The following is a 22,624-nucleotide window of genomic DNA, read 5'->3' on the forward strand; positions in this document are numbered from 1 at the left end:
GGTGAGTTTATATATTGATGCTTTGGGGAATTCTGGAGGGGAGAAGATACTCATAGGACGGACGGTGTAAGTTGCGTTGATTGATGGTATCTTCTGTCTGTTGCAGATTTTCATTGAAGGCTTGCAACAAGGGTTTGACCTGTGGGTCTGTAAAGTATCCTTCTGGGTAATTACCAAGCTTGTTGTAATAAACAGAACCCAATAATGATAGAAGGTTGAGTTGCCTTTGTGCTTGATCTAAGGGTGGAAGTAGATTTAAGTAATCTTGCTCAGTCACTTCGTTTTTGAGGGTTGAGGCTGGCAAGTAACCTGCTAATGGTAACACAGGAGCGTATCCCATCAAATCTTTTTGCGGAAAGTTGACTGCCCCATGTTGGGCGCTGGCGGTGAAGATAATCAGAGTCACAGCTTCAGCTAAATATTCGCGTGTTTGAATACCGCCATTTTCACCAAAATCAGGTATTCGTCCCCCATCATAAGCTTGGGCTTCGGCTGCCCATGCTTGCAATGCTGCATCTTGTTGAATGTCTTTGTCTGTTGGGTAGTAAAGTTTGAGATAGTCTGATACCCACTGATGAATGGCATTCCAAATTAACAGGGCATCATCCCGATAAGGATAAACAGGTAATAAGTTGGGATCATCTACGCCACGTTGCTTGAGTTGTTTTGGTAACATAGCGTTATTAAACCCATAGCTTTGCAAACCGCGTACTGCTAAAACTCTAGCATTATCAACGGTAGATGAAAGCAGCCGATCAACTCCACCACCAGGAGCGATGAGGGCGCGTTGTGCAGCATCGTTAATTGCCAAGGTTCCCTCGAAATGTGGGTGTAATAAAATCCGCAGGGGATGATTGGGTGGTAGTTGGCGATAGGTTGTCATCACGAAGGGGCCAATAAACAAGTGAGTTCGGCCTAAGTGGCTCACAGCTTCGTGGAAGTTGGCATCTGCTATTAAAACAACGGTTTTGGCAAATAACCATGAGTATTTGCCAGAGTTAGGGGTAATAATGGGATAATCTGGGCCTGGTGTTTGACCGCATTGAATAGCTATAGGGCGCAGTAGGCGGTTTAGTTCTGAACCTCTGGGTACGGCAAACAACGCAAAGGGAGCATAGAGATATTTTTGCTCCTTTGGGAAAGTACCGTTGATTGCACCGTCTAAAATTCCATAGTCTGTGAGGTATAGTCTACCTTCTTGCCCAGCAGCACTTAAGGAATCTTCACTCCCCATGACTGCTTGGTAATGTTCGTCTGTGACGGGGAAGCGATCGCTTAAACTTTCGACTCGTTTTATCATTAAGGGATTGAAGCCTGCTACTTGCATATAGGCAAATACTTCATCTTCTTGATAGGTGCTGGCGATCGCAGGTAGCGGAATTTCTGGCAGTAACTTTTCGTAATCTTTGAGGTTGGTTACATGACCTCTAGGTTGGTCTTTATATAATAAATTAACAACTCTGTTTAGGGAATCTCGCAAAATTGTGATTCCACCTTCCTTAAATAGAGAAAACAACAAATCGTCAACTTCCCTAAAATCTTTAGATATGCTTTTAATTAAAAATTGGGGAAGAATTTGTAACAGTCTGGCAACTACACCAACCTGGAAGGGTATGGCTCCTTTGATTAAAGCTTCTAAAATAAATCTTTTGACATCATCCCGAACAGACGGAGAACCTTGATTCCCCCTATTGACAATCAATGTATTAATAAAAATTATACGTACTACCTGTGCCAGCAAACAAAACCACGCACTAGTGAACTGTTCCTGATCAGGAAGCTCATCCACCATCGCAATTGCCGGAATATGAGTGTAGTTGTATTGATATTGCTGTCTAGCTACCGCCAAGCTATCAGTGATTTGTGAATTTACGGCATTATTTGGTGATGAAGTAGTCACGGAAGCTCCTTGTCTATAGTGATTAGGAAATAACTTTAAAATTTAATTAAAAATTATTTATTAAATTTTTTAATTAAGATTTGATGCCATAAAAACATTGATTTATTCCATCGTCAATAGGTATATAGATGGGAGTGAGACAAGAATATTATCCCTACCAGATGAATATTTTGGATTTTTCTCAAGAAAAGTTTATTTTTTCTCGTTATACCAATTCTGTAGGAAGTTGCGCTTAATTAAGGAACTAACCGCAAAGTACGCAAAGTACGCAAAGAGAGGAATAAGACAGAGAGATTGGCGCAGCTTTACAAAGAATTGGCATTAGTTCATTCAGGGTAAATTGCTATAGATTGGGTGAAAGTGAAACTTAACAAATGACACATTCTCGATAATGTAAAGGTAAACGTGTTATCAGTTAGAAGTTAAGCAACAACTCCTAACATATTGTTTTTCATCGTGCTAGACCGACCTTTACCTGAACGCTCACAACTTCGCAGACGCTTACCGAATCAGCGTTGGCAAATTTACCCACAAAATGCAGATTTAGCCCAAAAGCTGGCAACTTCCAGCAATCTATCCCCCATCATTAGCCAGTTATTAATTAATCGTGGCATTGAAACGCCAGCACAAGCACAAGCATTTTTAGAGCCAGAATCGATAGTTTTACCTTCACCTTTAGAAGAATTTCCAGATTTGGCGATGAGTGTGGAGTTGTTGCAAGAGGCGATCGCATCTCAAAGTAGAATTGCTATCTGTGGAGACTATGATGCAGATGGGATGACTAGCACTGCATTACTATTACGAAGTCTGCGGGCTTTAGGCGCGCAGGTTGATTATGCTATTCCTAGCCGGATGCACGAAGGTTACGGGATCAACAAACGCATCATCGAAGAATTTCACAGCGAAGGTGTCAAGCTGATTCTCACTGTTGATAATGGCATCTCTGCTTATGAACCCATCGCTAGAGCCAAAGAACTCGAATTAAAAGTAATTGTCACTGACCACCACGACATTCCGCAACAATTACCCCCAGCTGATGCTATCCTCAACCCCAAACTCATCGCCGAATCTTCACCTTATCGCGGTGTCGCTGGTGTTGGTGTGGCTTACATTCTGGCGGTATGTCTTGCACAACAGCTAGGAGAAACTAGAGGCTTAATTCAGCCCATGCTAGAATTATTCACCCTGGGAACCATTGCAGACTTAGCTCCCTTAACTGGTGTAAATCGCCGTTGGGTAAAACGTGGATTAAAACATTTACCTAAATCTAAATTACCAGGAGTGCAAGCGTTAATTCAAATCGCCGGAGTGCAAGCGAAAGAGGCAGTAGGGCAAGGGAGCAGGGGAGCAGAGGTGCAGGCGGGCAGGGGGGCAGGGGAGAAAAATTCTTCCAAATCCCTGAAACCTGAAGATATTGGCTTTCGTTTAGGCCCAAGAATTAATGCTGTTGGACGCATTGGTGATCCTCAGACTGTGATCGATTTGCTGACTACCGATGATATGGGAATTGCGCTGACAAGAGCGATGCAGTGTGAACAAACAAACACTAGCCGTCAGCAAATGTGTGAGGAAATTGAACAAGAAGCGATCGCTTATGTAGAGACGCAATATATTGCGTCTCTACAGCAAGACCGGGTATTAGTTGTTGTCCAACCTGAATGGCATCATGGGGTGATTGGTATTGTCGCCTCTCGCTTAGTGGAACGCTACGGTGTGCCTGTATTTATCGGTACTTATGAAGATGAAACACATATACGCGGTTCTGCGCGGGGAATTCCTGAGTTTCATGTGTTTGAGGCGTTAGAATATTGTCGGGATTTGTTAGGCAAATTCGGCGGTCACAAAGCAGCAGGTGGATTTTCTTTACCAGCAGAAAATTTAGAATCGGTGCGATCGCGTTTAATTGATTTTGCTAACCAGTGTTTAGAACCGCAACACCTCAAGCCACTGCTCAAGATTGATGCTCAAGCTAATTTTAACCAAATTAATCAGCAGCTTTTTCAACAGCTAAATGCGCTGCATCCTTGCGGTATCGATAACCCCGACCCAGTTTTTTGGACAGCGAATGTGCAAGTTATCGAACAGCAAATTGTCGGCAAGGGTCATATTAAAGTGACACTAGCGCAAATTATTGATGATCAGCAATATACAATTAAGGCGATCGCTTGGCGTTGGCGTGATTATTATCCTTTACCAAAGCGAGTTGATATTGCTTACAAGTTGCGCGAAAACTCTTTTAACGGCAAGACTACTATTGAGTTGGAGTTAATAGGCGTAAGATTAACAACAGCATCAACTCAAATCTTTTACACTTCGCCACCCAACACACTCAGAACCACTTTTCAGTACAAGCAGCGTCACTATATTTGTGGCATTTATCAAAACAACTCTTTACCAGAACTAAGAATTAAAAATCCTGAAGGCAAAATTCTCGTCATGTACCCAGGACGCACAATCGGCCTGTTAGGAATCAGTCGTGAAGAGGCTATTGAGGTTGATGTATCTCAACCACAGTATGATTCCATTATCCAAGCCGCCTTGCAAGCATTATCATACATAAATGCTGAGTCATGAGTAGTGTTTCACTCAGCCTCACAACTCAGCAGTTTGTAATGTTACAGGTTGCCGTTGCGAAAAGCCAAGACAAAAATTACAGCTGGGCCAGCAATGACAATTAATGCGACAGAGAGCAACTGGAAAATAACTTCCCAATTGATGCTGGTGAAAGTGCTAATGATACCGTCTAACATTTTTTCTCTTTCCTCCCAATTGTCTTAAAAAGTTCGATAATCAATCAGTTGCAAAACCCGCATTTGATCATATCCGGGAACGGGATGTAATTTTTAATTTACTTAACAAAATTATAGGAAAAAACACAAAATGGCAAACTGGCAGTGTGTCAAGCAATGTGGAGCCTGCTGTAATCTCGACCCAGCAGATCGTCCTGATATACACGAATATCTCTCACCAGAGGAATTAGAACTTTACCTGAGTATGGTAGGCGAAGGCGGATGGTGCGTTAATTTTGACCACACTACAAGGGAATGCCAGATTTATCAGAACCGTCCCCGTTTCTGTCGAGTAGAACCAGAGGCATTTCAGGATATGTATGGGATTGAGCCAGAAGAACTCAATGATTTTGCAATAGATTGCTGTCGCCAACAGATTGAAGGGGTATATGGCGATCGCAGTTTAGAAATGCTGCGCTTCGACAAAGCTGTTGGGATTTAAAGTTATGTAAAGTTGATTCTAATCTACAACATCTTTTGTAGGTTGGGTGAAGGCGCACAAGAAATATTGGCAGCAACATGGTAAATGTATATCGCGCCGTAACCCAACACCAAATTATGACAGATAGAATAATTGCAGCGTCAATTTTACTGTTGGAATTGGGAGAGATATTTTAGTAGTTGAAAGCTATTGTAGGTTGGGTAGAGGCGCACAAAAAATATTGACAGCAACATAGTAAATCTAGATTGCGCCGTCACCCAACACCAAACTCTGCAATTTTCAGATAATCTTTCAGGTAGTTGAAAATTTTGCGGTTTTCTTCATAGCATTTGTTGGGTTACACTTCGTTCCACCCAACCTACGGACTACTAAAAAGTCAGATTTAATAGGAGTATTCGATGGTTAGTTTCTCATTCCAGACTGATGAAGACACTATACGCTTATTTCAAATAGTTATCTGGTGTCTCAAGAAATACTTCTGTCATACAGATGACTCAGCAGTAGAAGTTATAAACAGCTACTATGAAAAAAATTTAAAAATACATGACGATGATTTTTACCACCATGAAATGCCATTCAGAGTAGCACTAAGAATTCATTACTTTGAAGTTTTGAAGGGGGACGCTAATAAATTTCATGACTGGCTACAAGAATCTAATTATAATTCTTCCCCTAGAGAAGCAATTGACTACTTTAAAGAGCATTATTTTGTAAACAATTAAAAGGTAGAGAATCCAAACGCTGGTATCTATACACAAAACTCTAGTCACGTCGCCCCTGATCTTCTCTGAGACTGCGAATCAAATCTGTAGAGGCTGGTTGTATACCAGTTTTGGCTTTGATGATTTCGCTACGGGCAATAATTCTTTGATGTGCAGCCCATCCGCGCCTGCGTTTTACCTCTCGTTCTAAAGCCTCAACGATTAAATCATTAAACGATTCACCCTCGTTTTTGAGTTTTCTGGCTTTGGCAAGCAGTTCAGTCGGGAAACGGATTGTTAAAGCTTCACGTTCCATAACATTTTGTATAACCAATTATTGATATCTCTCACCATAACTATTTTATTCAGGCAATACAGTTGCAATTTATGGCAACTATCTGAGAAAATGAGAGAAATATGAAAATTACCTAGCAACAAAACTACTGCCTGTGAAACTTGACACTGCACCTGTAGCTATTTCTGCAAAAGACCTGCCAGAATTAAAGGAAAACACTACATCTCAACTCACAACTGCCACTATTGAGCCACTGCAACCTGTAATTACTGATAGTCCAAAAAAGCGGGAATCAGCTTTTGTAGTGTTTGGCACAACATTCGTGACGATATTTCTCGCAGAAATTGGTGATAAGACCCAGCTATCAACTTTGTTAATGAGTGCAGAATCTCATGCACCTTGGGTAGTGTTTCTCGGTTCTGCGGCTGCACTGATCACCACAAGTTTACTAGGTGTGCTGTTGGGTAGTTGGATATCTAGCCGCCTCAGTCCCAAAACTGTAGAAAAATCAGCCGGAGTAATGTTGCTGTTAATTTCAGTCATGCTGTTTTGGGATGTATTGCAAGGTTAGTTTGTTGCAATAGCCAAGGTGATGATTAAATCCATAGATGATAAAACTTAGACACCAAAAAACTTTTAAGTCTGTCACCTATCACCTGTCACCTCCTATATATTCCCTACTCCCCTTAAATTTATGGATTGGCATCTTTTAGGAATAAGCTTTATTACAGTTTTTTTATCAGAATTAGGTGACAAAAGCCAGTTAGCTGCGATCGCACTTTCTAGTCGCGGTCAATCTCAAAAGGCTATATTTTTTGGTACAGCAGGCGCATTATTATTAACCAGCCTTTTAGGTGCATTAGCAGGGGGTGCGGTAGCAGAATTATTACCTACACGTATTTTAAAGGCGATCGCGGCTTTAGGTTTTGCCATCCTCGCTGCACGTCTATTGTTTTTTAACAACGAAGAATCACAAGATTCTGAACCAACACCATAAATCATTACCAAAAAAATGATAACCCCAGTTTTTTAGAAAGACTGAGGTTTTTTAACTTTCAATTTTCACAACGGGGATCTATGATTTTCACTAATAGGCCATAGGCAATAAGTCTCTATGAAGAAGTTTTTGAGCCTTTACTCCCCATTGCCTGTGAGTATCTTTATTCAGCTTGCATCCGCCAGCATTGGCTCAACAATATTCCACCAGTCACCAGCTTAACTGCTTCTAATATCCAGTAACTGCCGTGTAGTAAATTCATGGTGTCAGGAATTGTAGATGTTTCAAACAGATTGAGATGAATTCCTGCGGCGCACATATTCGGCGTTAAAAAATAAGTTTCTAGCACAGCTACTGTGAGCAAAATAATGGCAAACACAATAGTGTTAGGATGCCAGTTTGGTTTGGTTTTACTTAAAGCTAATACACCAGTTAAAATTACCGCAGCAGATAATAACTCGATGCGATTAAAATTCCAGAAAATTGCATAGCCAGCTGTAGTAAAACTAGCTCCGTTCATCATGCCAGATAGATAAAGACTAGGCATTATTACCCAATCTAAAACCACGCTAGCACTTAACCAAAAACCCAAGGTCAACATAATGGCAGGTTGCCAAAATGACCGCTTGAATGCAACTGTAGCAAGAGTATTCATAATACGAAATAATTGCTGTTCTCTTACTCTTAGTGTCTAACTTAAACAGTGACTTTGACAACAAATATCAATTAACTTTTACAAACTAGTTTTAACTAGGAGAACAAAAACGTAAAGAAAGGTTAATAAACTCAGTTGGTTAGTAAAGCTTCATGAGTAAGATCAACCAGGCTCTAAAGTATATAGAAAGACTGGAATAATGCAGCCTTGGTGTACCCAACCTACAATAATAATTAAGTATTCATCTAGAAAAAGTAATGCGTCCTAGAGTGTTGTTAGGTGCAGCGATCGCCAGTATAACTTTAATAGAAGGATGTCTTGTATCCCAGAGTCAAGCAATTCAGTTGCAAGACGGGACAGTATATTTTGCACAACCGCCGCGCCTGGTTGAAACAGCTACTACCTATAACGAAGTCTATGTATGGGGTGCGACATACTACTTTACAATCAGCTTGCCAGAGAATGCAGGCGAAGGGTTGCAAAGCCTCACAATTAATCAGCGTGAGGGAGTAGATAATATTCGCTTTGATTTGAGCGACACTGTTGCTTTTGAAGGTAAGCGTTCAGGTCGAGGACAGAAGCTAGGATTAAAAGATGTGAAGCGAGATCGCAAAACCAGAACCGTCAGTTTAACATTTGACCCGCCAGTATCTCCAGGTAAGACAATTACAATTGGTCTAAAACCCTGGCAAAATCCTCGGAATACTGGTGTTTATCTCTTTGGAGTCACAGCGTTTCCCCCAGGAGAAAAATCCCACGGACAGTTTTTAGGTTATGGAAGGTTGCAGTTTTATAACCACAGCGACTCGCTGTTTTGGCCTAGGGGATTTTATGGCATTTGGCCATAGTAATTTGCAATTAGACCCCTAATTCCAGAAATAGTATTTCTACTCCCCACTCCCAACTCCCACTCTAGGTTACTATCTTTGGCTGCAACTCGGTATTACTTCTCATTAAACGTCCAAACACCATCATCCCAATCTAAATCAGTTGGGGGTGATTGTAACCAATGCTGACAACGCAAAAGATGCAACATTGCGGCTTTGTCTTGGTTGTCAAATGCTAAAACTTTGGCAAATTCAGCCCTAGCATAGGTAAATTGACGCTTGAGGTAATACTCACGTCCTTTGTGATAGTGTTCAATAACTTGCAGTTTGTCGCTGGGAATTGGATCAGAACGTAAACCAACTAATTCATATATAGATACTGGCTCATTTCTACCTTTGACGCGAATGAAATCTAATTCTCTCGCCCAAATATATTCTTGACAGGGTTTAAATGTATTATCACTAAGAATAATGTCACAACCATATTGTTTACTAACACTTTCTAGCCGCGAACCGAGGTTAACTCCATCACCAATAGCGGTAAATTCCATCCGCTTACTAGAGCCAATGTTACCGCTAATTACTGTATCGGAATTAATCCCAATGCCAATATTAATTCTCGGTTTATTAGCAGCGTAACGACGTTGGTTAAATTCATGCAAGCGATGACGCATTTCTATGGATGTTTGAACTGCCATCCAAGCGTGTTCTTCTAAAGGTAAAGGTGAACCAAACACAGCCATAATGGCATCGCCGATGTATTTATCTAGAGTTCCTTTATGTTTAAAAACGGCTTCTACCATTGACTCAAAATATTCGTTTAGCATACTCACCACTTCCTCGGCTTCGAGGTTTTCTGTCAAAGTGGTGTAGCCACGAATATCAGAGAATAAAATCGAAACTTCTTTGCGATCGCCTCCAAGTTTAGCATCATCTAATTTCAGCAATTCTTCCGCTAGTTCCTGAGTCATGTAGCGGTACATTGTACTCTTGAGGCGTTTCTCATCACTAATATCTTCCATGACCACCAACGCGCCGCGCACTTGCTCTTGGTCATTCACATCAGCAATAGAATTAATCGATAAATTAATGCTGTGTTGTTCTTGTGCTGTACTAGTGCTTATAAGTGTGCGGTCAGGATAATATTGCTGACGGCGTTTGTGGTCTTTGGCGTGTAATGCGTCTTCATACCATTTGCTAAAGTCGCCTTCTTTAATAGCGATCGCATCATTAATTAATCTACCTTCTAAACGCTCTTCTGCTTCTAAACCGAGCAGGCGTTTAGCACTGTCATTGGCAGCAATAATACAACCTGATTTATCTGTAGAAATTACACCATTAGACAGACTCCGCAAAATATCCCGTTGCATTTGTTCTTGCTGCTTGACTGTGGCAAACAGTTGAGCATTTTGCAACGCCACCCCAGCTTGGATGTTAAAAGCTTCCATGAAATCTTCGTCATTGCGGTCGAAACTAGCTTGGAAGCATTCGGGAGCTTTCGGCCAAGTTGCTGGATTGTAAGGCGGAAAATCACCAGATTTCTTTTTATTTACCAATTGTGTAACACCAATCAACTCTTGATCGGCGTTAAACACTGGCATACACAATAGACTACAGGTACGATAACCATTTTGCTGGTCAATTTGTTTAGCTGTTGTTGAGTCAGGATGGTCATACAAATCAAAAGGAATATTTAGTGTTTTCCCGGATGCAGCTACGATACCCGCAAAACCTTTACCGATGGGTACGCGTAACTCTCGTGTGGAACCGTCATCTTGAGTAATTTTTGTCCACAATTCATGGCGATCGCGATCTATCAACCAGAGGGTACTGCGATCGGCGTTCATCAATTCTTTAGCCTCGTCCATTACCCGCTTGAGGGTATCTTCTAAGTCGAGACTGCTTTGGCTAAGAGACTTCACCGCCTTCATCAGTGCTGCTGCGGCTCGTTGTTTTTGCGTAGCCATGTAAAAAGAGCGCGATGATTCTAAAATCAAGCGAATCGAAGGCGCAAATTCTTGAAATAATTGTTCATCGTTGCTCGTAAAACCTACTGTATCAATGCGCTCTGCTAAATGTGCGTCAGGATGAGCTAAAGGCTTTAATTTATTAAGTAATTGTACTACTGCGACTAATTGCCCATTTTCGTTTAACAGTGGCAAAGCCAACATTGTGTAGGTGCGGTAACCAGTAATTTTTTCTTGTGCTTGAGCAAATATGGAACGAGGATCGTTATAAAAATCGAAGGGAATATTAACTACTTGTTTTAAAGTGGCGACTTCACCTGCAATACCTTTATCGGCTGGAATGCGAATTTCGAGTGGGCGATCGCCTTCTCCCGCCGCGACGATTGACCACAGTTCTTGTTTTTCTTCATCTAATAAAAATATAGTTGTGCGGTCTGCTCCTAATAATTCCCCAGTTTTTAAAGTAATTGACTGCAACATTTCTTGCAGAATTGTTTCAAACCCATGAGAATCCAGCATGGACAAGGTTTGATGGACAATCTGTAATTTATGCTCGACATCGGTAACAACTTGTTTAAAAGTATCCTGAGTCAGAGGAGCAAGAAAAGTTGAAATAGTTCCTTTTCTTCTAGATAAGGCACCCACAGGAGCAGAATTGGGTTGTAATTGGTGATTTTCTTGGTTGTGAACACCAATAATTAAATCAGCGGTCTCCCCAACACTACGTTGATGCACTGTCATAAGTAGTTTGTTTATAGCAGGATTAGACTTTATGAATCATTAACAATGTAATTAGCTTTATTTATGTGTCGCTTTTAGCAACAACTGATTAACATTAACCACAGTTTAATCGCTTGTCGAGCTAGCGTCATCATGCTTTACCCCTGTTTTTGGCAAATAAATATAGTCCGTATTTTGACTATATTAGCTGTATTATTCGCTCCAGCTACTCAGGCATGACTAATTTGACTGACAATATTTTTGGGGGTCAGTACTTTTACAATTCCCAGAACTTTGGCAAAACTAACATTATGCAACCATTCAAGACTTTACTGCGCGTCCGACACTATGAAATGGATGCTTTAGGACACGTGAATAATGCCGTCTACCAAAATTATTTAGAACAAGCGGCCATTGAACACTCAGAAAATCTGGGCGCAACTTTGGATATTTATAGAGAGTTAGGTGGCGTATTTGTGATGCGGCGGGTAGAAATTGATTATCTGCGTCCCGCCGTGGCTGGTGATACTTTGGAAGTTACCACCTGGTTAAAAGAAATGCGTGGTACTCGTGCTTTTAGACGCTACGAAATTCGCAAACAAGACCAAGAAGATTTGTTAGTTACGGCCGAAGCATTATGGGTTTGGGTAGATGTCAATACAATGCGTCCGCGACCAATTCCCCGCGAGATTATGGATAAGTTTTTGCAAGTTCAAAATTTGGGATGATCATCTAAAATCTCTTGATAATATTCCTCAGGCGCACTAGGTAAATATGTCGTCATTTGCAAAGCTTGATTTTTCAATTGAAAACTTTGGGTAATATTGATGCGGCTGAGGAAATCAATATCGTGAGAAATCACCCACAATGCACCTTGATATTCATTGATACCTGTGACCATTTGTTCTACAGTTTCAATATCTAGATTGTTAGTTGGCTCATCAAGAATTAGTAAATCAATTTCACTGATGCTAATAATTGCGATCGCTAGTCTTGCCAACTCACCGCCACTTAATACCGATGCTGGTTTGTGAACATCATCATATTTGAATAAGAAGTGTCCTAGTTGTTGACGCAATAGCTGATAGCTGAGATGAGGATTCGCAGCTTGCATATTTTCCAGAATTGTCTGCTGGCGATTGACTAGTTGGTAGGTTTGGTCAAGATATACAGCGTTCATTGTGGGTGCAATGGAAACCTCACCCGATTTTAGACTTCCGGTTTGTCCTAGAATTGCCTTGGCCAAAGTTGATTTACCAGAACCATTTGCACCGACAATGGCGATGCGTTGATGCGAAAGCGTCTTGCCGAAGGCATCGCCTGACGACACACGCAACTGAATATTTTTAATTAGCAAGCGTTCTGATAGCCAAAGATTTGCACCTTGAATATCAATCAGATTTTTGCGCTTGTGGTTTCTTTCTTCTAAATGAATACTGGTGACTTTGGTAGTTTTAACCTTCGTCTCGGCTACCTTTTGCGTAGCTTTGATCACAGCCGCCTCATGTTTCTTTTTCGCAGTTCCAGCTGATGTTTCCGCTTGACTTTTAAGTGATGCAGCTACTTTTCTGTCGATACTACCATTGAGCAACTGAGTCCGAGCATTACGTTGGACTTGGGCGGCGCGTTGCTGTTCTTGCATGGCGGTTGTTTGAGTGCGTTTGAGTTCCTTTTTGGCTAGTTCGTGCGATCGCATCGCTGCTTCAAGCTGAATTTCCTTCTGTTGTCGAAAGTGAGAATAATTTCCCCCGTATACCTTGACTCCGTTAGGTGTAAGTTCCCAGGTAATATTTGTAACCTGATCTAAGAAAAATGGTTTATGAGAGACAATCACATATGCACCAGAATAATTTAAAAGCAACTGTTTTAAGCTTTCTAAAGCTTGCAAATCCATGTGATTAGTCGGCTCATCCAATAACAACAAATTTGGCTGTTGTGATAAACCAATCGCCAGAAATAATTTCGTCAATTCACCACCACTTAAATTAGCAAGTGGTAGCGATAAGTCAATGTTTGTTTGGAACTGCGTCTGTAATACTTCTTCAATCTGCCACCACTCATCAGAAATAGAAATTAAATAGTTCAATACCGTATCTGCATTGATTTCTTGCTTGATAGTGCTAATTTGTGGCAAATAATAAATACCACAATTTCGCCAAATCGAACCAGAACTCGGACTAGTTTGTCCTGCAAGTATCTTTAAGAGAGTTGATTTGCCTACACCATTGCTACCAACTAAAGCAATACGATTATCCGTCTCAATACTCACCAGAACTTTTTCAAATAAAGTCCTAGCATAGCCGAGTTCATAAGCTAAATTCTCAGCTATTAATATTGTTTTATTCTGCATTCTTTCGCAACCTCAAATCATAATCTATTCACCCGTCTATGCACAAAGAATACGGGTGAATTATGCATACAAAACTTAGCTGCAAAAATTTCCTCAGCAGCTTAACTTATAAATCAGGGATGACAGTATTTTTAGTTCATGACTGTTTTGAAGTAACCTTGTCAAACTTGTTTTGTTGATTTTGTTTTGACGTTTTTTACGTGGTACTACTTCATTGTTCTATATATACGGTTGAGTTTTTGGAGTACTTCTGGAAACTGCTGAATGCTGAGTAGCAGTTTAAAATGATTTTACTTCATTGGAAGCAGGTTTGTATACAGGCTTAGGATATCTTATCATAACCCCTTGATTGCCAACAAGCCAGCCCCATAAGCCGGTTCGTATCTAGGCGAAATCACTTTAGCAAGCGGGAAATCCTGAAAAATAGATGCTGCAAATCTCTCCTGTATTTGAGACTTACCTTGCCAAACACTGCCAACTGTAACTATTTCAATATTTGAATTGTTATTAAAAATTTTATTAATTACTGTGGATGTAGCCTTTACTAATTCTTCCACAGCATCATTAATTATCGTATTAGCTAATTCATCGCCAGAAGCTGCTGCTAAATCTACAATTTGTGCTAAAGAAGATATCTCTTTAACTCCCCATCCTCGCCGATATACTACTTCAATTAAATCTTGTATATTTTCTAAACCAAGATGTCGTTTAAAACTATCTACTAAACTCGTTAATATTTCACGTCCATCATAAGATTTTAGTGCTGCTTGCATACCAGAAACAGCAATTTTATAGGCACTACCTTCATCTCCTAAAATATAACCCCAACCACCAACACGGTGAGTTTCTCCCTGCTGATTTCGCCCGAAGACTATTGAGCCTGTACCTGCTGCGACAACAATTCCCACATCATCACCGATACCACCCACTAAAGCAATTAAAGCATCATGGCAGATAATAATATTAGATGGTTGTATATCCCATAAAATCGGCAACCAATTACTTCTTTGTAGCTCTTGTACTACTCCTTGAATTATTTTAATGTCGGCTGGACGACCAACCCCAGCCAAACCTAAACAGATCGCTTTAATTGTAATTGCCTCAGTAGATTTGAGGGCTTCATTAACAGCCTTATATATAGCAGAATGAATTGATTGTATTGCCGCTTCCACACCTACACTTTGATAGTTAGATGCGCCCCCGATACCATGTCCTAGTACTTTAGCAGTATCATCCATCAGGACACATACAGTTTTAGTACCACCGCCATCTATTCCTAAAACGTAACTCATGAATTGTTTTACTGTTCGATAGGTTTTTGTTTTGTTTATTCTTTTAAAGGAATAAAAAATAAAATAATCATTCCAGGGATAGTCAGTAAACAAACTAAACTAAAAAATAATGTATACCCTAATACTGGTTGTAGATATCCGCTAACTATTCCCGGTACCATCATACCCAAAGCCATAATACCCGTAGAGATAGCAAAATGTGATGTTTTATATTCTCCTTGAGAGATATACATTAAATAAACACTAAAAGCAGTAAAGCCAAAACCATAGCCAAATTGCTCTAAAGAAACCAGAGGATAAACAAAGTTTAAAGAAGGTTTAGCTGAAGCCATATAAACATAAAATAAATCTGGTAAATTCAATGCTAAAGCCATAGGAAAGAGACATTTTTTTAAACCATACTTCGCAATTACTAATCCGCCTAAAATGCCTCCTATAATTAGGGATAGCACGCCAAATGTGCCATATACTAAACCAACATCTGATGTTGTTAATCCTAAGCCGCCAGCTTCTGGTTTATCTAGCAAAAATAAGGAAGCAAACTTGACTAGCATAGCTTCGCCAAATCTGTAAAGCAAAATAAATCCTAAAATGAAGATAATTTTTTCTTGAGCAAAATAGGAACTAATTATTGACCAAAACGGTAGATTATCTGTTTGTAGCTGGCGGGGTTTATCTGTATCTGGTAAAGGCAGAACTAAGCTGTGAAAGATACTAAGGATAGCTAAAACTACTGCTGCAAAGCCAATTGCTATCGTCCAGCTTAAGGGAATGTTATTTAAATATCTTTCAAGCTGTCCTGCTAAAACTACTAGTAATCCTGAACCAAAGATAACCGCAAGTCGATAAAATAGTGAGCGAATCCCAACAAAAAATGCTTGTTGTTCTGGACTTAAAGCTAGGAGATAAAAGCCATCTGTCGCAATATCATAAGTCGCGGAAATAAATGCTCCTACTGTTAACGCAGCGAGGGAGATAAAAAAGAAGTTGGGTAATTGTAAGCAAAATGCGATTAAACCCAAACAGCAAAACATAGCAAATTGGGTGTAAAGTAGCCATTTTCTTTTAGTTGAGTAAGTATCTACAATTGGCCCCCAAAACATTTTGATGACCCAAGGTAGATAAAGAAGGCTAGTCCAGACGGCGATTTGTGTGTTGTCTATGCCTAGTTTTTTGTAAAAAATGACGGAAACTGTGTTGATGATGATGTAAGGTACACCGGAGGCGAAATATAAGGTGGGGATGTAATACCAGGGGGAGCGTGACATAAGATGAGGATAATTTTTTGAACGTAGACGCGTAAGCGGCTTGCCGCAGGCTACCGCCAAGAACGCCAAGAGGAGATTAAGAAGAAAGAATAATGCGTTTTATACCGTCTTTTAGAAGAGGGACATTAAAGTTTATGAGGAGGCCTAAGGGACAGTTGGTTATTTTCAGGCACGAGAGAACTTGAGCTTCGTGAATAGGTGCTAAGTTGTGGACTGCTTTTAATTCCACAATTAAAGAATTGGCAACTAAAAAATCTAATCTACCTTTGCCTACTTCATGACCTTTGTAATTAACTGTTACAAACTTTTCAAACTCATGAGGTATCCCTCGCCTTAAAAATTCTATAATTAATGCCTTCTGATACACTTCCTTTAAAAATCCTGGCCCCAAAACTCTGATGTACTTCTATCGCTGCTCCAATTACAGCATAAGCTAACCTATCTAACTCTTGGCTAGGTTCTCTTCTCTTGGCGTTCTTGGCTTCTTGGCGGTTCGTTTCCATAACAACCCTGTGGCAAAATTTATTAAAGTCCTTCCACACTTAGTTTTCCCCGCATGACCGCAACTATCCTAAATCTTCCCAGTCTCTACGAACCCTTCTCCACTGAAGCTAAGTGGCAAAAATTCTGGGAAGACAACCAAGTTTACAAAGCTGACCCTAATCACGGTGGCGAACCTTATTGTGTCGTCATTCCGCCACCGAATGTTACTGGCAGTTTGCACATGGGTCACGCTTTTGAAAGTGCATTGATTGATGTGCTTGTGCGTTACCACCGGATGCAAGGACGCAATACTCTGTGGCTACCCGGAACTGACCACGCTAGTATCGCTGTGCATACGATGCTAGAAAGACAACTCAAAAAAGAAGGTAAAACTCGCTCTGAGTTGGGGCGTGAACAATTCCTAGAACGCGCTTGGCAGTGGAAGGCGGAGTCTGGGGGAACAATTGTTAATCAACTACGCCGTTTGGGTGTCTCGGTGGACTGGTCACGGGAACGCTTCACGTTAGATGAGGGCTTATCTAAAGCTGTGGTAGAAGCTTTTGTAAGTCTGTACGATGAAGGATTAATTTATCGTGGTGAATATTTGGTGAACTGGTGTCCGGCTACTCAGTCGGCTGTGTCGGATGTGGAGGTGGAATCTAAGGAGGTTGATGGTAATCTCTGGCATTTCCGCTATCCACTGACTGATGGGTCTGGTTATGTTGAGGTGGCGACGACTCGACCAGAAACGATGTTGGGTGATACTGGGGTAGCGGTGAATCCCAATGATGACCGATATAAACACCTGATTGGTAAAGCACTCACGCTGCCAATTATGCAGCGCGAAATTCCCATTATTGGCGATGAGTTGGTTGATCCCAGTTTTGGTACGGGTTGCGTGAAGATAACGCCCGCCCATGATCCCAATGATTTTGAGATGGGTAAGCGTCATAATTTGCCGTTTATTAACATCCTGAATAAGGATGGCACTCTCAACGCTAACGCTGGCGAGTTTCAAGGACAAGACCGCTTTGTGGCGAGAAAGAATGTAGTTGCTCGTCTGGAAGCTGATGGGGTTTTGGTGAAGGTAGAAGATTATAAGCATACCGTTCCTTATAGTGATCGCGGTAAAGTCCCAATCGAACCTCTCCTCTCGACTCAATGGTTTGTCAAAATTCGCCCAATGGCAGACCGCGCCCTAGAATTCCTCGACCAACAAAATTCACCTGAGTTTGTCCCTCAACGCTGGACTAAGGTTTACCGTGATTGGTTGGTCAGTCTGCGCGACTGGTGTATTTCCCGTCAGCTTTGGTGGGGACACCAAATTCCGGCTTGGTACGCTGTTAGCGAAACTGACGGACAAATCACCGATACTACCCCGTTTGTCGTGGCGAAGTCTGCTGATGAAGCTTGGGAGAAAGCCAAATCACAATTTGGTGAAAATGTCCAGATACAACAAGATCCAGATGTTCTTGATACTTGGTTTTCTTCGGGGCTATGGCCATTCTCAACTTTAGGCTGGCCAGAAAAAACCCCAGATTTAGCAACTTATTACCCCACTACAACCCTAGTTACAGGCTTTGACATCATCTTTTTCTGGGTTGCCAGAATGACGATGATGGCGGGTCATTTTACCGGGCAGATGCCGTTCCAGACAGTTTACATCCACGGCTTGGTACGGGATGAAAACAATAAAAAGATGTCGAAGACGGCGAATAATGGCATCGACCCGTTAATTTTGATTGAGAAATACGGCACTGATGCCCTGCGCTACACCTTGGTGAAGGAAGTTGCAGGTGCAGGTCAAGATATCCGCCTAGAATACAACCGCAAAACTGATGAGTCATCCTCAGTGGAAGCATCGCGCAACTTTGCCAATAAGTTGTGGAATGCGGCGCGGTTCGTGATGATGAATTTGGATGGACAGACACCGCAACAACTCGGTCAGCCTGTTGCTACTGAATTGAGCGATCGCTGGATTCTTTCTCGTTATCATCAAGTAGTTAAGCAAACTACAAATAGCATCGATAACTACGGTTTAGGGGAAGCAGCCAAGGGTCTATACGAATTCATTTGGGGCGATTTCTGCGACTGGTATATTGAATTAGTCAAATCTAGGTTACAACCAACTGCTGATCCCGCATCCCGTCGCGCAGTCCAACAAACCTTAGCCTACGTACTGGAAGGGATTTTAAAACTACTGCATCCCTTTATGCCTCACATCACTGAGGAAATCTGGCAGGTACTCACCCAACAAGACCCAGATTCTCAAAAATCTTTGGCTTTACAAGCCTACCCCAAGGCAGATGCCAATCTCATTGATCCCGCTTTGGAAGAACAGTTTGAATTGCTGATTGGCACTATCCGCACAATTCGCAATTTACGCGCTGAGGCGGATGTAAAGCCAGGGGCAAAAGTAAAGGTATATTTGCAAACCGACAGCATCAAGGAACAGCAAATCCTCACTGCTTGCCAAGCTTATATCAAGGATTTAGCTAAAGTGGAAACTTTAAGCTTTGCTGGTGAACAAAAAACCCCAATAGCAGTAGCAACTCAAAAACCCCTACAGGGTTGGAAGACTATTGGTTTAGTTATTGTGGGGCTTGTCTTTGCCAAAGTTGGTTTCGCAGCTGCTAACACAGTTAACACCATTCCCTTGATTGGCACTTTCTTTGAAATTGTCGGTTTAGGTTATACTGCTTGGTTTGCTGTTCGTAACTTTTTAACTGCCGAAGCTAGACAACAATTCTGGGCTGGGTTGTTCCCGCCAGATACACAGCCAATACAGCAACAAGCAGTCTTAGAACAGCCACAAACACCAGAACAAACCATTGCTGGGGTTGTCGGTACAGTCCAAGTAGTAATTCCCTTGACTGGTGTGGTAGACGTTGACGCACTACGCGCCAAACTGGAGAAAAGCCTTAGCAAAGCTGAAGCTGAAGCCCAATCTCTCAGAGGTAGGTTAAGCAATCCTAAGTTTGTCGATAAAGCTCCCGCCGACGTGGTAAAAGGAGCGAAAGATGCCTTAGCCGAGGCTGAAAAACAAGCCGAAATTTTGCGCGTACGCCTTCAGACATTGTTGTAGCGATCGCCTGCTGAGTCTGTCATAACTGTAATGGGTAATGGGAGAGTTTTGAGCCAAACTCTCACCAATTACCCATAAATAAAAATTCCCAAATATTCATTTGTCACCTGTCCCCTCTCGCCTGACTTATCACTTATTTTTTAATTTTTGGTTGTAAAGTGGAGCTAAACAACGATCATGTTATACCTAGCTCAGGTACAAAAAAACGAATTTTTAGACCAGTACCAGTTGCACTTGTTAGCACGTCAAGAAGCTGAAAATCTCTGGGCAATTATTCCCGAAGAAGCTTTTATTCTTTTGGGTAAAGGCAACTCTATGAGTGAAAAATTGCTAGTTCTAGTAGAACTTTCTCCTACAGGTGAAATTACAAAGCTAGACGATGCCTGTAATTGGGTACTGAACTTGGTACAAACTTACCTCAGCAGTGGCATGACTCCAGAATTTTTACAACAAGAAGCAGAACGTGCCGAACAGTGGCGACAATCTTTAACCTTGCAAAATCAAGACTTAGCCCGTCGTTCTCTAGAATTGGAAGCCCGTCGTGAACAAATTCAAGCTTTAGAAGAAAGTCTCAAGCGTGAGAGGAACGGTCATCACAAAGATGAAGCGGCTGGTAGTTAAAAATATTAAGCTTTGTGTGCAAATCACTAAATATTTATTGTTAATTGCAAAATTTTACTTAATAATTTTCTCTTCTCAAACTCAAAAGATAACTTTACTTAAAGTTAAAGGTGCTGGGCTATAAATATTATCATATTTGCTTGGCATTGACATAAAATCACAAAGGATTAATAATCCTTGGGTGCTGGGTGCAATTTCCCAAAGCTGGTAGTTGAGAACAGCAAACTGTTAAACCCCAGATTTACGTATGTTGGATTAATTTCTAACTTTTGACATACGTGTAGCAATTGCAAAAAAATGCAGTAATATGACAGCTAACTTCAGTCTTAAATAGCGACAATAGCTGGTATAGCGTGTTTTTATTGAACTAGTGAGGTTATTTTTAAAATTATGAACGCCTTCCAACCATCTAGACAGCCGTTACAACCTATACAGAAACGCCAAACGCCTCGTCCAAAACGGCATCTTCGTCAACGTTCTTATCAAGTGATGGCTCTTGAAGCCTCAGTCAAGATAGGTGTCAATTTTGTCATCTTAGCAGCAGCAGCATCCGCGCTAACACAACTTTTGCCTTATCACTTGCTACAGCAGCAAAAGCTGCGAGAAGTTCGCACTGAAGTCAAAATTATGGAAGGCCGTGTTAATACCTTACAGGCAGAATTTGTCCGCAACTTTGATCCCCGCCAAACTAAAACTATGATTGAGCAGCAAGGATATAAATTTCAACCTAACCAGCGTCTGGTTGTGTTAACAAATCAGGATGGGAAAGAAATTAAACCCTTAAATTCCTTACCCTAAACGCAATTTTGATTTAGGAATTTGCACTCATTACAGTTCCTTTTATGCATAGTTGCGTATATAGAGATATACACATAATGATTAAAAAGCTATATAGTTATCACTGATTAGCTATTAGTAATACAGGGTCTCAATCTGCCGTTATATCGTGTTCGGTGAAAGACTTATCATGAAGGACGCAGGGGAGAGGGTTCTTTAGTTTCTGCACAGATACACCCACTAATCAGCTGAAGATGATGTCAAGCTTCATTTAACTGCTGTTGAAGATTACTAATTCACCCTAGTACTTGCCAAACAACAGATCATTTAGCCAAGTGTCAATTTTTAAACGTAAACGGCAACCCGAAAAACTACCGCTATGATCTAGTAAGGATACTTTTGTTAGCGCACGCCGATAATCTGCGATCGCACAATTCCAGTCGCCCCAAAGATGGTAAGTTCTGCCGCGTTCAGCCCAAATATGAGCCTCTAACTGACCAAACAGCAGTGCGATCTCAAAATTCTCAATCGCCTCCTCATATTCTTCCAAATCCCGTAAGGTAATACCTCGGTTAATCCAGGCGCGCACATAACTAGGATTCAAATCAATCGCTTGGTCATAGTCATCAAGTGCAGCAGCCAACTCTCCGCAAGCTGCGTAGTAATTTGCCCGATTATTATAAGCACCAGCTAAATGAGGATTTAATTGTAGTGCTGTATTGTAGTCACCCAAAGCTTTTTGCTTGTCGCCTGTTTGAAAATAAATCAAGCCCCGATTGTTGTAATCAAGCGCATTTTGGGGATGATGGTGAATCAATTCGTTTAACAGGGCGATCGCCTTAGTATAATCTCCTTGTTTAGCAGACTTCAAAGCACAAGAGCGCAAGTAGCTTTCTTCTAAAGCAGATTTACCACTACCATCAGCCTCATCCCCTAGAGTATTTGACGTATCAGCTACAACAGATTGGCAACTGTTATTTTGCTGTTCACCAGAAGTTAAAAATGAGTGACTGTTCATGTCTCCCTGCCTAAGATGCTTGCTCTTGTAAATTAAATTCAAGTTTTATCTATGGTGGTAGTCATGCCCCGATACATTTTAAATGTGTCTATAATTACTTTAATTTAAGTAACTCAGACGAAATTGTCGGTACTACAACCAGTAAAAAACTTGGACTTATACCAACAATTCATGCACTAACTTATTAATAGATACTTCACTCGCAAGTAGAATTCCAGAAAAAAACAAAATCAATCTTTACGGGGATTAGATCTTAGCTACTGGATACTAAAAAAATTAACTATCCTTTTTCCGTGTGTCTCTTGCCTGTTTCCTAATTCTGAATGAGCAACAACTTGATAGAATCCTACTAGCCGTTCATAAGAGATGGAGAAAAGGGTACAGAGACATGGCAACCTCAAGAGACTATAGGAGTTTCTTTTTGTTGCTGTGTTTCT

General features: G+C 41.0%; 19 protein-coding genes and 1 pseudogene. 10 read left to right on the forward strand and 10 right to left on the reverse strand.

Translation table 11 applies throughout. The features are described 5' to 3' along the window. Positions 1 to 7: 7 nt before the first annotated feature. Entirely contained in the window at positions 8 to 1,900 is a 1,893-nt protein-coding gene (locus H6G76_RS18685) for a lipoxygenase family protein (protein ID WP_190703745.1), read from the reverse strand. A 456-nt stretch (positions 1,901 to 2,356) separates the two neighbouring features. Here H6G76_RS18685 and H6G76_RS18690 point away from each other — a divergent pair, with 456 nt between their 5' ends. Then, the gene (locus tag H6G76_RS18690) at positions 2,357 to 4,474 is read left to right on the forward strand and encodes a DHH family phosphoesterase (protein ID WP_190703749.1); all 2,118 of its coding nucleotides are present in this window, start codon (positions 2,357 to 2,359) and stop codon (positions 4,472 to 4,474) included. Between the two features lie 41 nt (positions 4,475 to 4,515). Here the strand turns inward: H6G76_RS18690 and psb30 are convergent, their stop codons facing one another. Further along, positions 4,516 to 4,650: a photosystem II reaction center protein Ycf12/Psb30 gene (gene psb30 / locus H6G76_RS18695; protein WP_062296431.1), complete on the reverse strand. Its 135-nt coding sequence runs from the start codon at positions 4,648 to 4,650 to the stop codon at positions 4,516 to 4,518. Positions 4,651 to 4,780: 130 nt separating this feature from the next. Here psb30 and H6G76_RS18700 point away from each other — a divergent pair, with 130 nt between their 5' ends. Beyond that, the gene (locus tag H6G76_RS18700) at positions 4,781 to 5,131 is read left to right on the forward strand and encodes a YkgJ family cysteine cluster protein (protein WP_190703752.1); all 351 of its coding nucleotides are present in this window, start codon (positions 4,781 to 4,783) and stop codon (positions 5,129 to 5,131) included. A gap of 398 nt (positions 5,132 to 5,529) precedes the next feature. Next, positions 5,530 to 5,853, forward strand: a complete 324-nt coding sequence (locus tag H6G76_RS18705) for a hypothetical protein (RefSeq protein WP_190703756.1) — start codon at positions 5,530 to 5,532, stop codon at positions 5,851 to 5,853. A 40-nt stretch (positions 5,854 to 5,893) separates the two neighbouring features. Here the strand turns inward: H6G76_RS18705 and H6G76_RS18710 are convergent, their stop codons facing one another. Then, positions 5,894 to 6,148 (reverse strand): YlcI/YnfO family protein, encoded by a 255-nt coding sequence (locus H6G76_RS18710; RefSeq protein ID WP_190703758.1) that lies wholly within the window; start codon positions 6,146 to 6,148, stop codon positions 5,894 to 5,896. A 133-nt stretch (positions 6,149 to 6,281) separates the two neighbouring features. Here H6G76_RS18710 and H6G76_RS18715 point away from each other — a divergent pair, with 133 nt between their 5' ends. After that, positions 6,282 to 6,698 carry a TMEM165/GDT1 family protein gene (locus H6G76_RS18715; protein WP_190703761.1) on the forward strand — a complete coding sequence of 139 codons (417 nt, stop codon included), beginning with the start codon at positions 6,282 to 6,284 and terminating at the stop codon, positions 6,696 to 6,698. A gap of 123 nt (positions 6,699 to 6,821) precedes the next feature. Further along, the gene (locus H6G76_RS18720) at positions 6,822 to 7,124 is read left to right on the forward strand and encodes a TMEM165/GDT1 family protein (RefSeq protein ID WP_190703764.1); all 303 of its coding nucleotides are present in this window, start codon (positions 6,822 to 6,824) and stop codon (positions 7,122 to 7,124) included. Positions 7,125 to 7,287: 163 nt separating this feature from the next. On the opposite strand, the gene H6G76_RS18725 is transcribed toward H6G76_RS18720, so the two are convergent. Next, positions 7,288 to 7,779 (reverse strand): hypothetical protein, encoded by a 492-nt coding sequence (locus tag H6G76_RS18725; RefSeq protein ID WP_190703767.1) that lies wholly within the window; start codon positions 7,777 to 7,779, stop codon positions 7,288 to 7,290. A gap of 257 nt (positions 7,780 to 8,036) precedes the next feature. Here H6G76_RS18725 and H6G76_RS18730 point away from each other — a divergent pair, with 257 nt between their 5' ends. Then, positions 8,037 to 8,627, forward strand: a complete 591-nt coding sequence (locus H6G76_RS18730) for a DUF2808 domain-containing protein (RefSeq protein ID WP_190703769.1) — start codon at positions 8,037 to 8,039, stop codon at positions 8,625 to 8,627. A 95-nt stretch (positions 8,628 to 8,722) separates the two neighbouring features. Here H6G76_RS18730 and H6G76_RS18735 read toward each other — a convergent pair whose 3' ends face one another. Continuing rightward, the gene (locus tag H6G76_RS18735) at positions 8,723 to 11,314 is read right to left on the reverse strand and encodes a GAF domain-containing protein (protein ID WP_190703771.1); all 2,592 of its coding nucleotides are present in this window, start codon (positions 11,312 to 11,314) and stop codon (positions 8,723 to 8,725) included. 215 nt (positions 11,315 to 11,529) lie between these two features. Here H6G76_RS18735 and H6G76_RS18740 point away from each other — a divergent pair, with 215 nt between their 5' ends. Then, on the forward strand, positions 11,530 to 12,021 hold the full coding sequence (locus H6G76_RS18740; protein ID WP_242056455.1) for a thioesterase family protein: 492 nt from the start codon (positions 11,530 to 11,532) through the stop codon (positions 12,019 to 12,021). Here H6G76_RS18740 and abc-f read toward each other — a convergent pair. The 4 genes and pseudogenes from abc-f to H6G76_RS18760 form a co-directional block, all read right to left on the reverse strand. After that, complete coding sequence (abc-f, locus tag H6G76_RS18745) at positions 12,006 to 13,643, reverse strand: ribosomal protection-like ABC-F family protein (RefSeq protein ID WP_190703773.1); 1,638 nt, start codon at positions 13,641 to 13,643, stop codon at positions 12,006 to 12,008. The two genes, H6G76_RS18740 and abc-f, sit on opposite strands and share 16 nt — an antisense overlap. A gap of 335 nt (positions 13,644 to 13,978) precedes the next feature. Further along, the gene (locus H6G76_RS18750) at positions 13,979 to 14,935 is read right to left on the reverse strand and encodes an N-acetylglucosamine kinase (protein ID WP_190703775.1); all 957 of its coding nucleotides are present in this window, start codon (positions 14,933 to 14,935) and stop codon (positions 13,979 to 13,981) included. Positions 14,936 to 14,970: 35 nt separating this feature from the next. Then, positions 14,971 to 16,203 carry an MFS transporter gene (locus tag H6G76_RS18755; protein ID WP_190703777.1) on the reverse strand — a complete coding sequence of 411 codons (1,233 nt, stop codon included), beginning with the start codon at positions 16,201 to 16,203 and terminating at the stop codon, positions 14,971 to 14,973. Positions 16,204 to 16,279: 76 nt separating this feature from the next. Beyond that, positions 16,280 to 16,706, reverse strand: a pseudogene (locus tag H6G76_RS18760) (GxxExxY protein). A gap of 53 nt (positions 16,707 to 16,759) precedes the next feature. Between H6G76_RS18760 and H6G76_RS18765 the strand changes: the two are divergent. From H6G76_RS18765 to H6G76_RS18775, 3 genes are all read left to right on the forward strand, one after another. Beyond that, positions 16,760 to 19,771 (forward strand): valine--tRNA ligase, encoded by a 3,012-nt coding sequence (locus tag H6G76_RS18765; protein WP_190703779.1) that lies wholly within the window; start codon positions 16,760 to 16,762, stop codon positions 19,769 to 19,771. A gap of 177 nt (positions 19,772 to 19,948) precedes the next feature. Next, positions 19,949 to 20,392: a hypothetical protein gene (locus tag H6G76_RS18770; protein WP_190703781.1), complete on the forward strand. Its 444-nt coding sequence runs from the start codon at positions 19,949 to 19,951 to the stop codon at positions 20,390 to 20,392. A gap of 390 nt (positions 20,393 to 20,782) precedes the next feature. Continuing rightward, the gene (locus H6G76_RS18775; RefSeq protein ID WP_190703783.1) at positions 20,783 to 21,190 is read left to right on the forward strand and encodes a hypothetical protein; all 408 of its coding nucleotides are present in this window, start codon (positions 20,783 to 20,785) and stop codon (positions 21,188 to 21,190) included. Between the two features lie 280 nt (positions 21,191 to 21,470). Here H6G76_RS18775 and H6G76_RS18780 read toward each other — a convergent pair whose 3' ends face one another. Further along, complete coding sequence (locus H6G76_RS18780; RefSeq protein ID WP_190703785.1) at positions 21,471 to 22,187, reverse strand: tetratricopeptide repeat protein; 717 nt, start codon at positions 22,185 to 22,187, stop codon at positions 21,471 to 21,473. Positions 22,188 to 22,624: the final 437 nt, after the last annotated feature.

The sequence above is a fragment of the Nostoc sp. FACHB-152 genome, from assembly GCF_014697475.1.
Taxonomy (GTDB): Bacteria; Cyanobacteriota; Cyanobacteriia; order Cyanobacteriales; family Nostocaceae; genus Nostoc_B.

Coding starts and splice junctions, on each gene's coding strand:
- psb30 (WP_062296431.1), bottom strand. CDS start 4,650: ATGTTAGACGGTATCATTAGCACTTTCACCAGCATCAATTGGGAAGTT.
- H6G76_RS18700 (WP_190703752.1), top strand. CDS start 4,781: ATGGCAAACTGGCAGTGTGTCAAGCAATGTGGAGCCTGCTGTAATCTC.
- H6G76_RS18705 (WP_190703756.1), top strand. CDS start 5,530: ATGGTTAGTTTCTCATTCCAGACTGATGAAGACACTATACGCTTATTT.
- H6G76_RS18710 (WP_190703758.1), bottom strand. CDS start 6,148: ATGGAACGTGAAGCTTTAACAATCCGTTTCCCGACTGAACTGCTTGCC.
- H6G76_RS18720 (WP_190703764.1), top strand. CDS start 6,822: ATGGATTGGCATCTTTTAGGAATAAGCTTTATTACAGTTTTTTTATCA.
- H6G76_RS18725 (WP_190703767.1), bottom strand. CDS start 7,779: ATGAATACTCTTGCTACAGTTGCATTCAAGCGGTCATTTTGGCAACCT.
- H6G76_RS18730 (WP_190703769.1), top strand. CDS start 8,037: ATGCGTCCTAGAGTGTTGTTAGGTGCAGCGATCGCCAGTATAACTTTA.
- H6G76_RS18735 (WP_190703771.1), bottom strand. CDS start 11,314: ATGACAGTGCATCAACGTAGTGTTGGGGAGACCGCTGATTTAATTATT.
- H6G76_RS18740 (WP_242056455.1), top strand. CDS start 11,530: ATGACTAATTTGACTGACAATATTTTTGGGGGTCAGTACTTTTACAAT.
- abc-f (WP_190703773.1), bottom strand. CDS start 13,643: ATGCAGAATAAAACAATATTAATAGCTGAGAATTTAGCTTATGAACTC.
- H6G76_RS18750 (WP_190703775.1), bottom strand. CDS start 14,935: ATGAGTTACGTTTTAGGAATAGATGGCGGTGGTACTAAAACTGTATGT.
- H6G76_RS18755 (WP_190703777.1), bottom strand. CDS start 16,203: ATGTCACGCTCCCCCTGGTATTACATCCCCACCTTATATTTCGCCTCC.
- H6G76_RS18765 (WP_190703779.1), top strand. CDS start 16,760: ATGACCGCAACTATCCTAAATCTTCCCAGTCTCTACGAACCCTTCTCC.
- H6G76_RS18770 (WP_190703781.1), top strand. CDS start 19,949: ATGTTATACCTAGCTCAGGTACAAAAAAACGAATTTTTAGACCAGTAC.
- H6G76_RS18775 (WP_190703783.1), top strand. CDS start 20,783: ATGAACGCCTTCCAACCATCTAGACAGCCGTTACAACCTATACAGAAA.
- H6G76_RS18780 (WP_190703785.1), bottom strand. CDS start 22,187: ATGAACAGTCACTCATTTTTAACTTCTGGTGAACAGCAAAATAACAGT.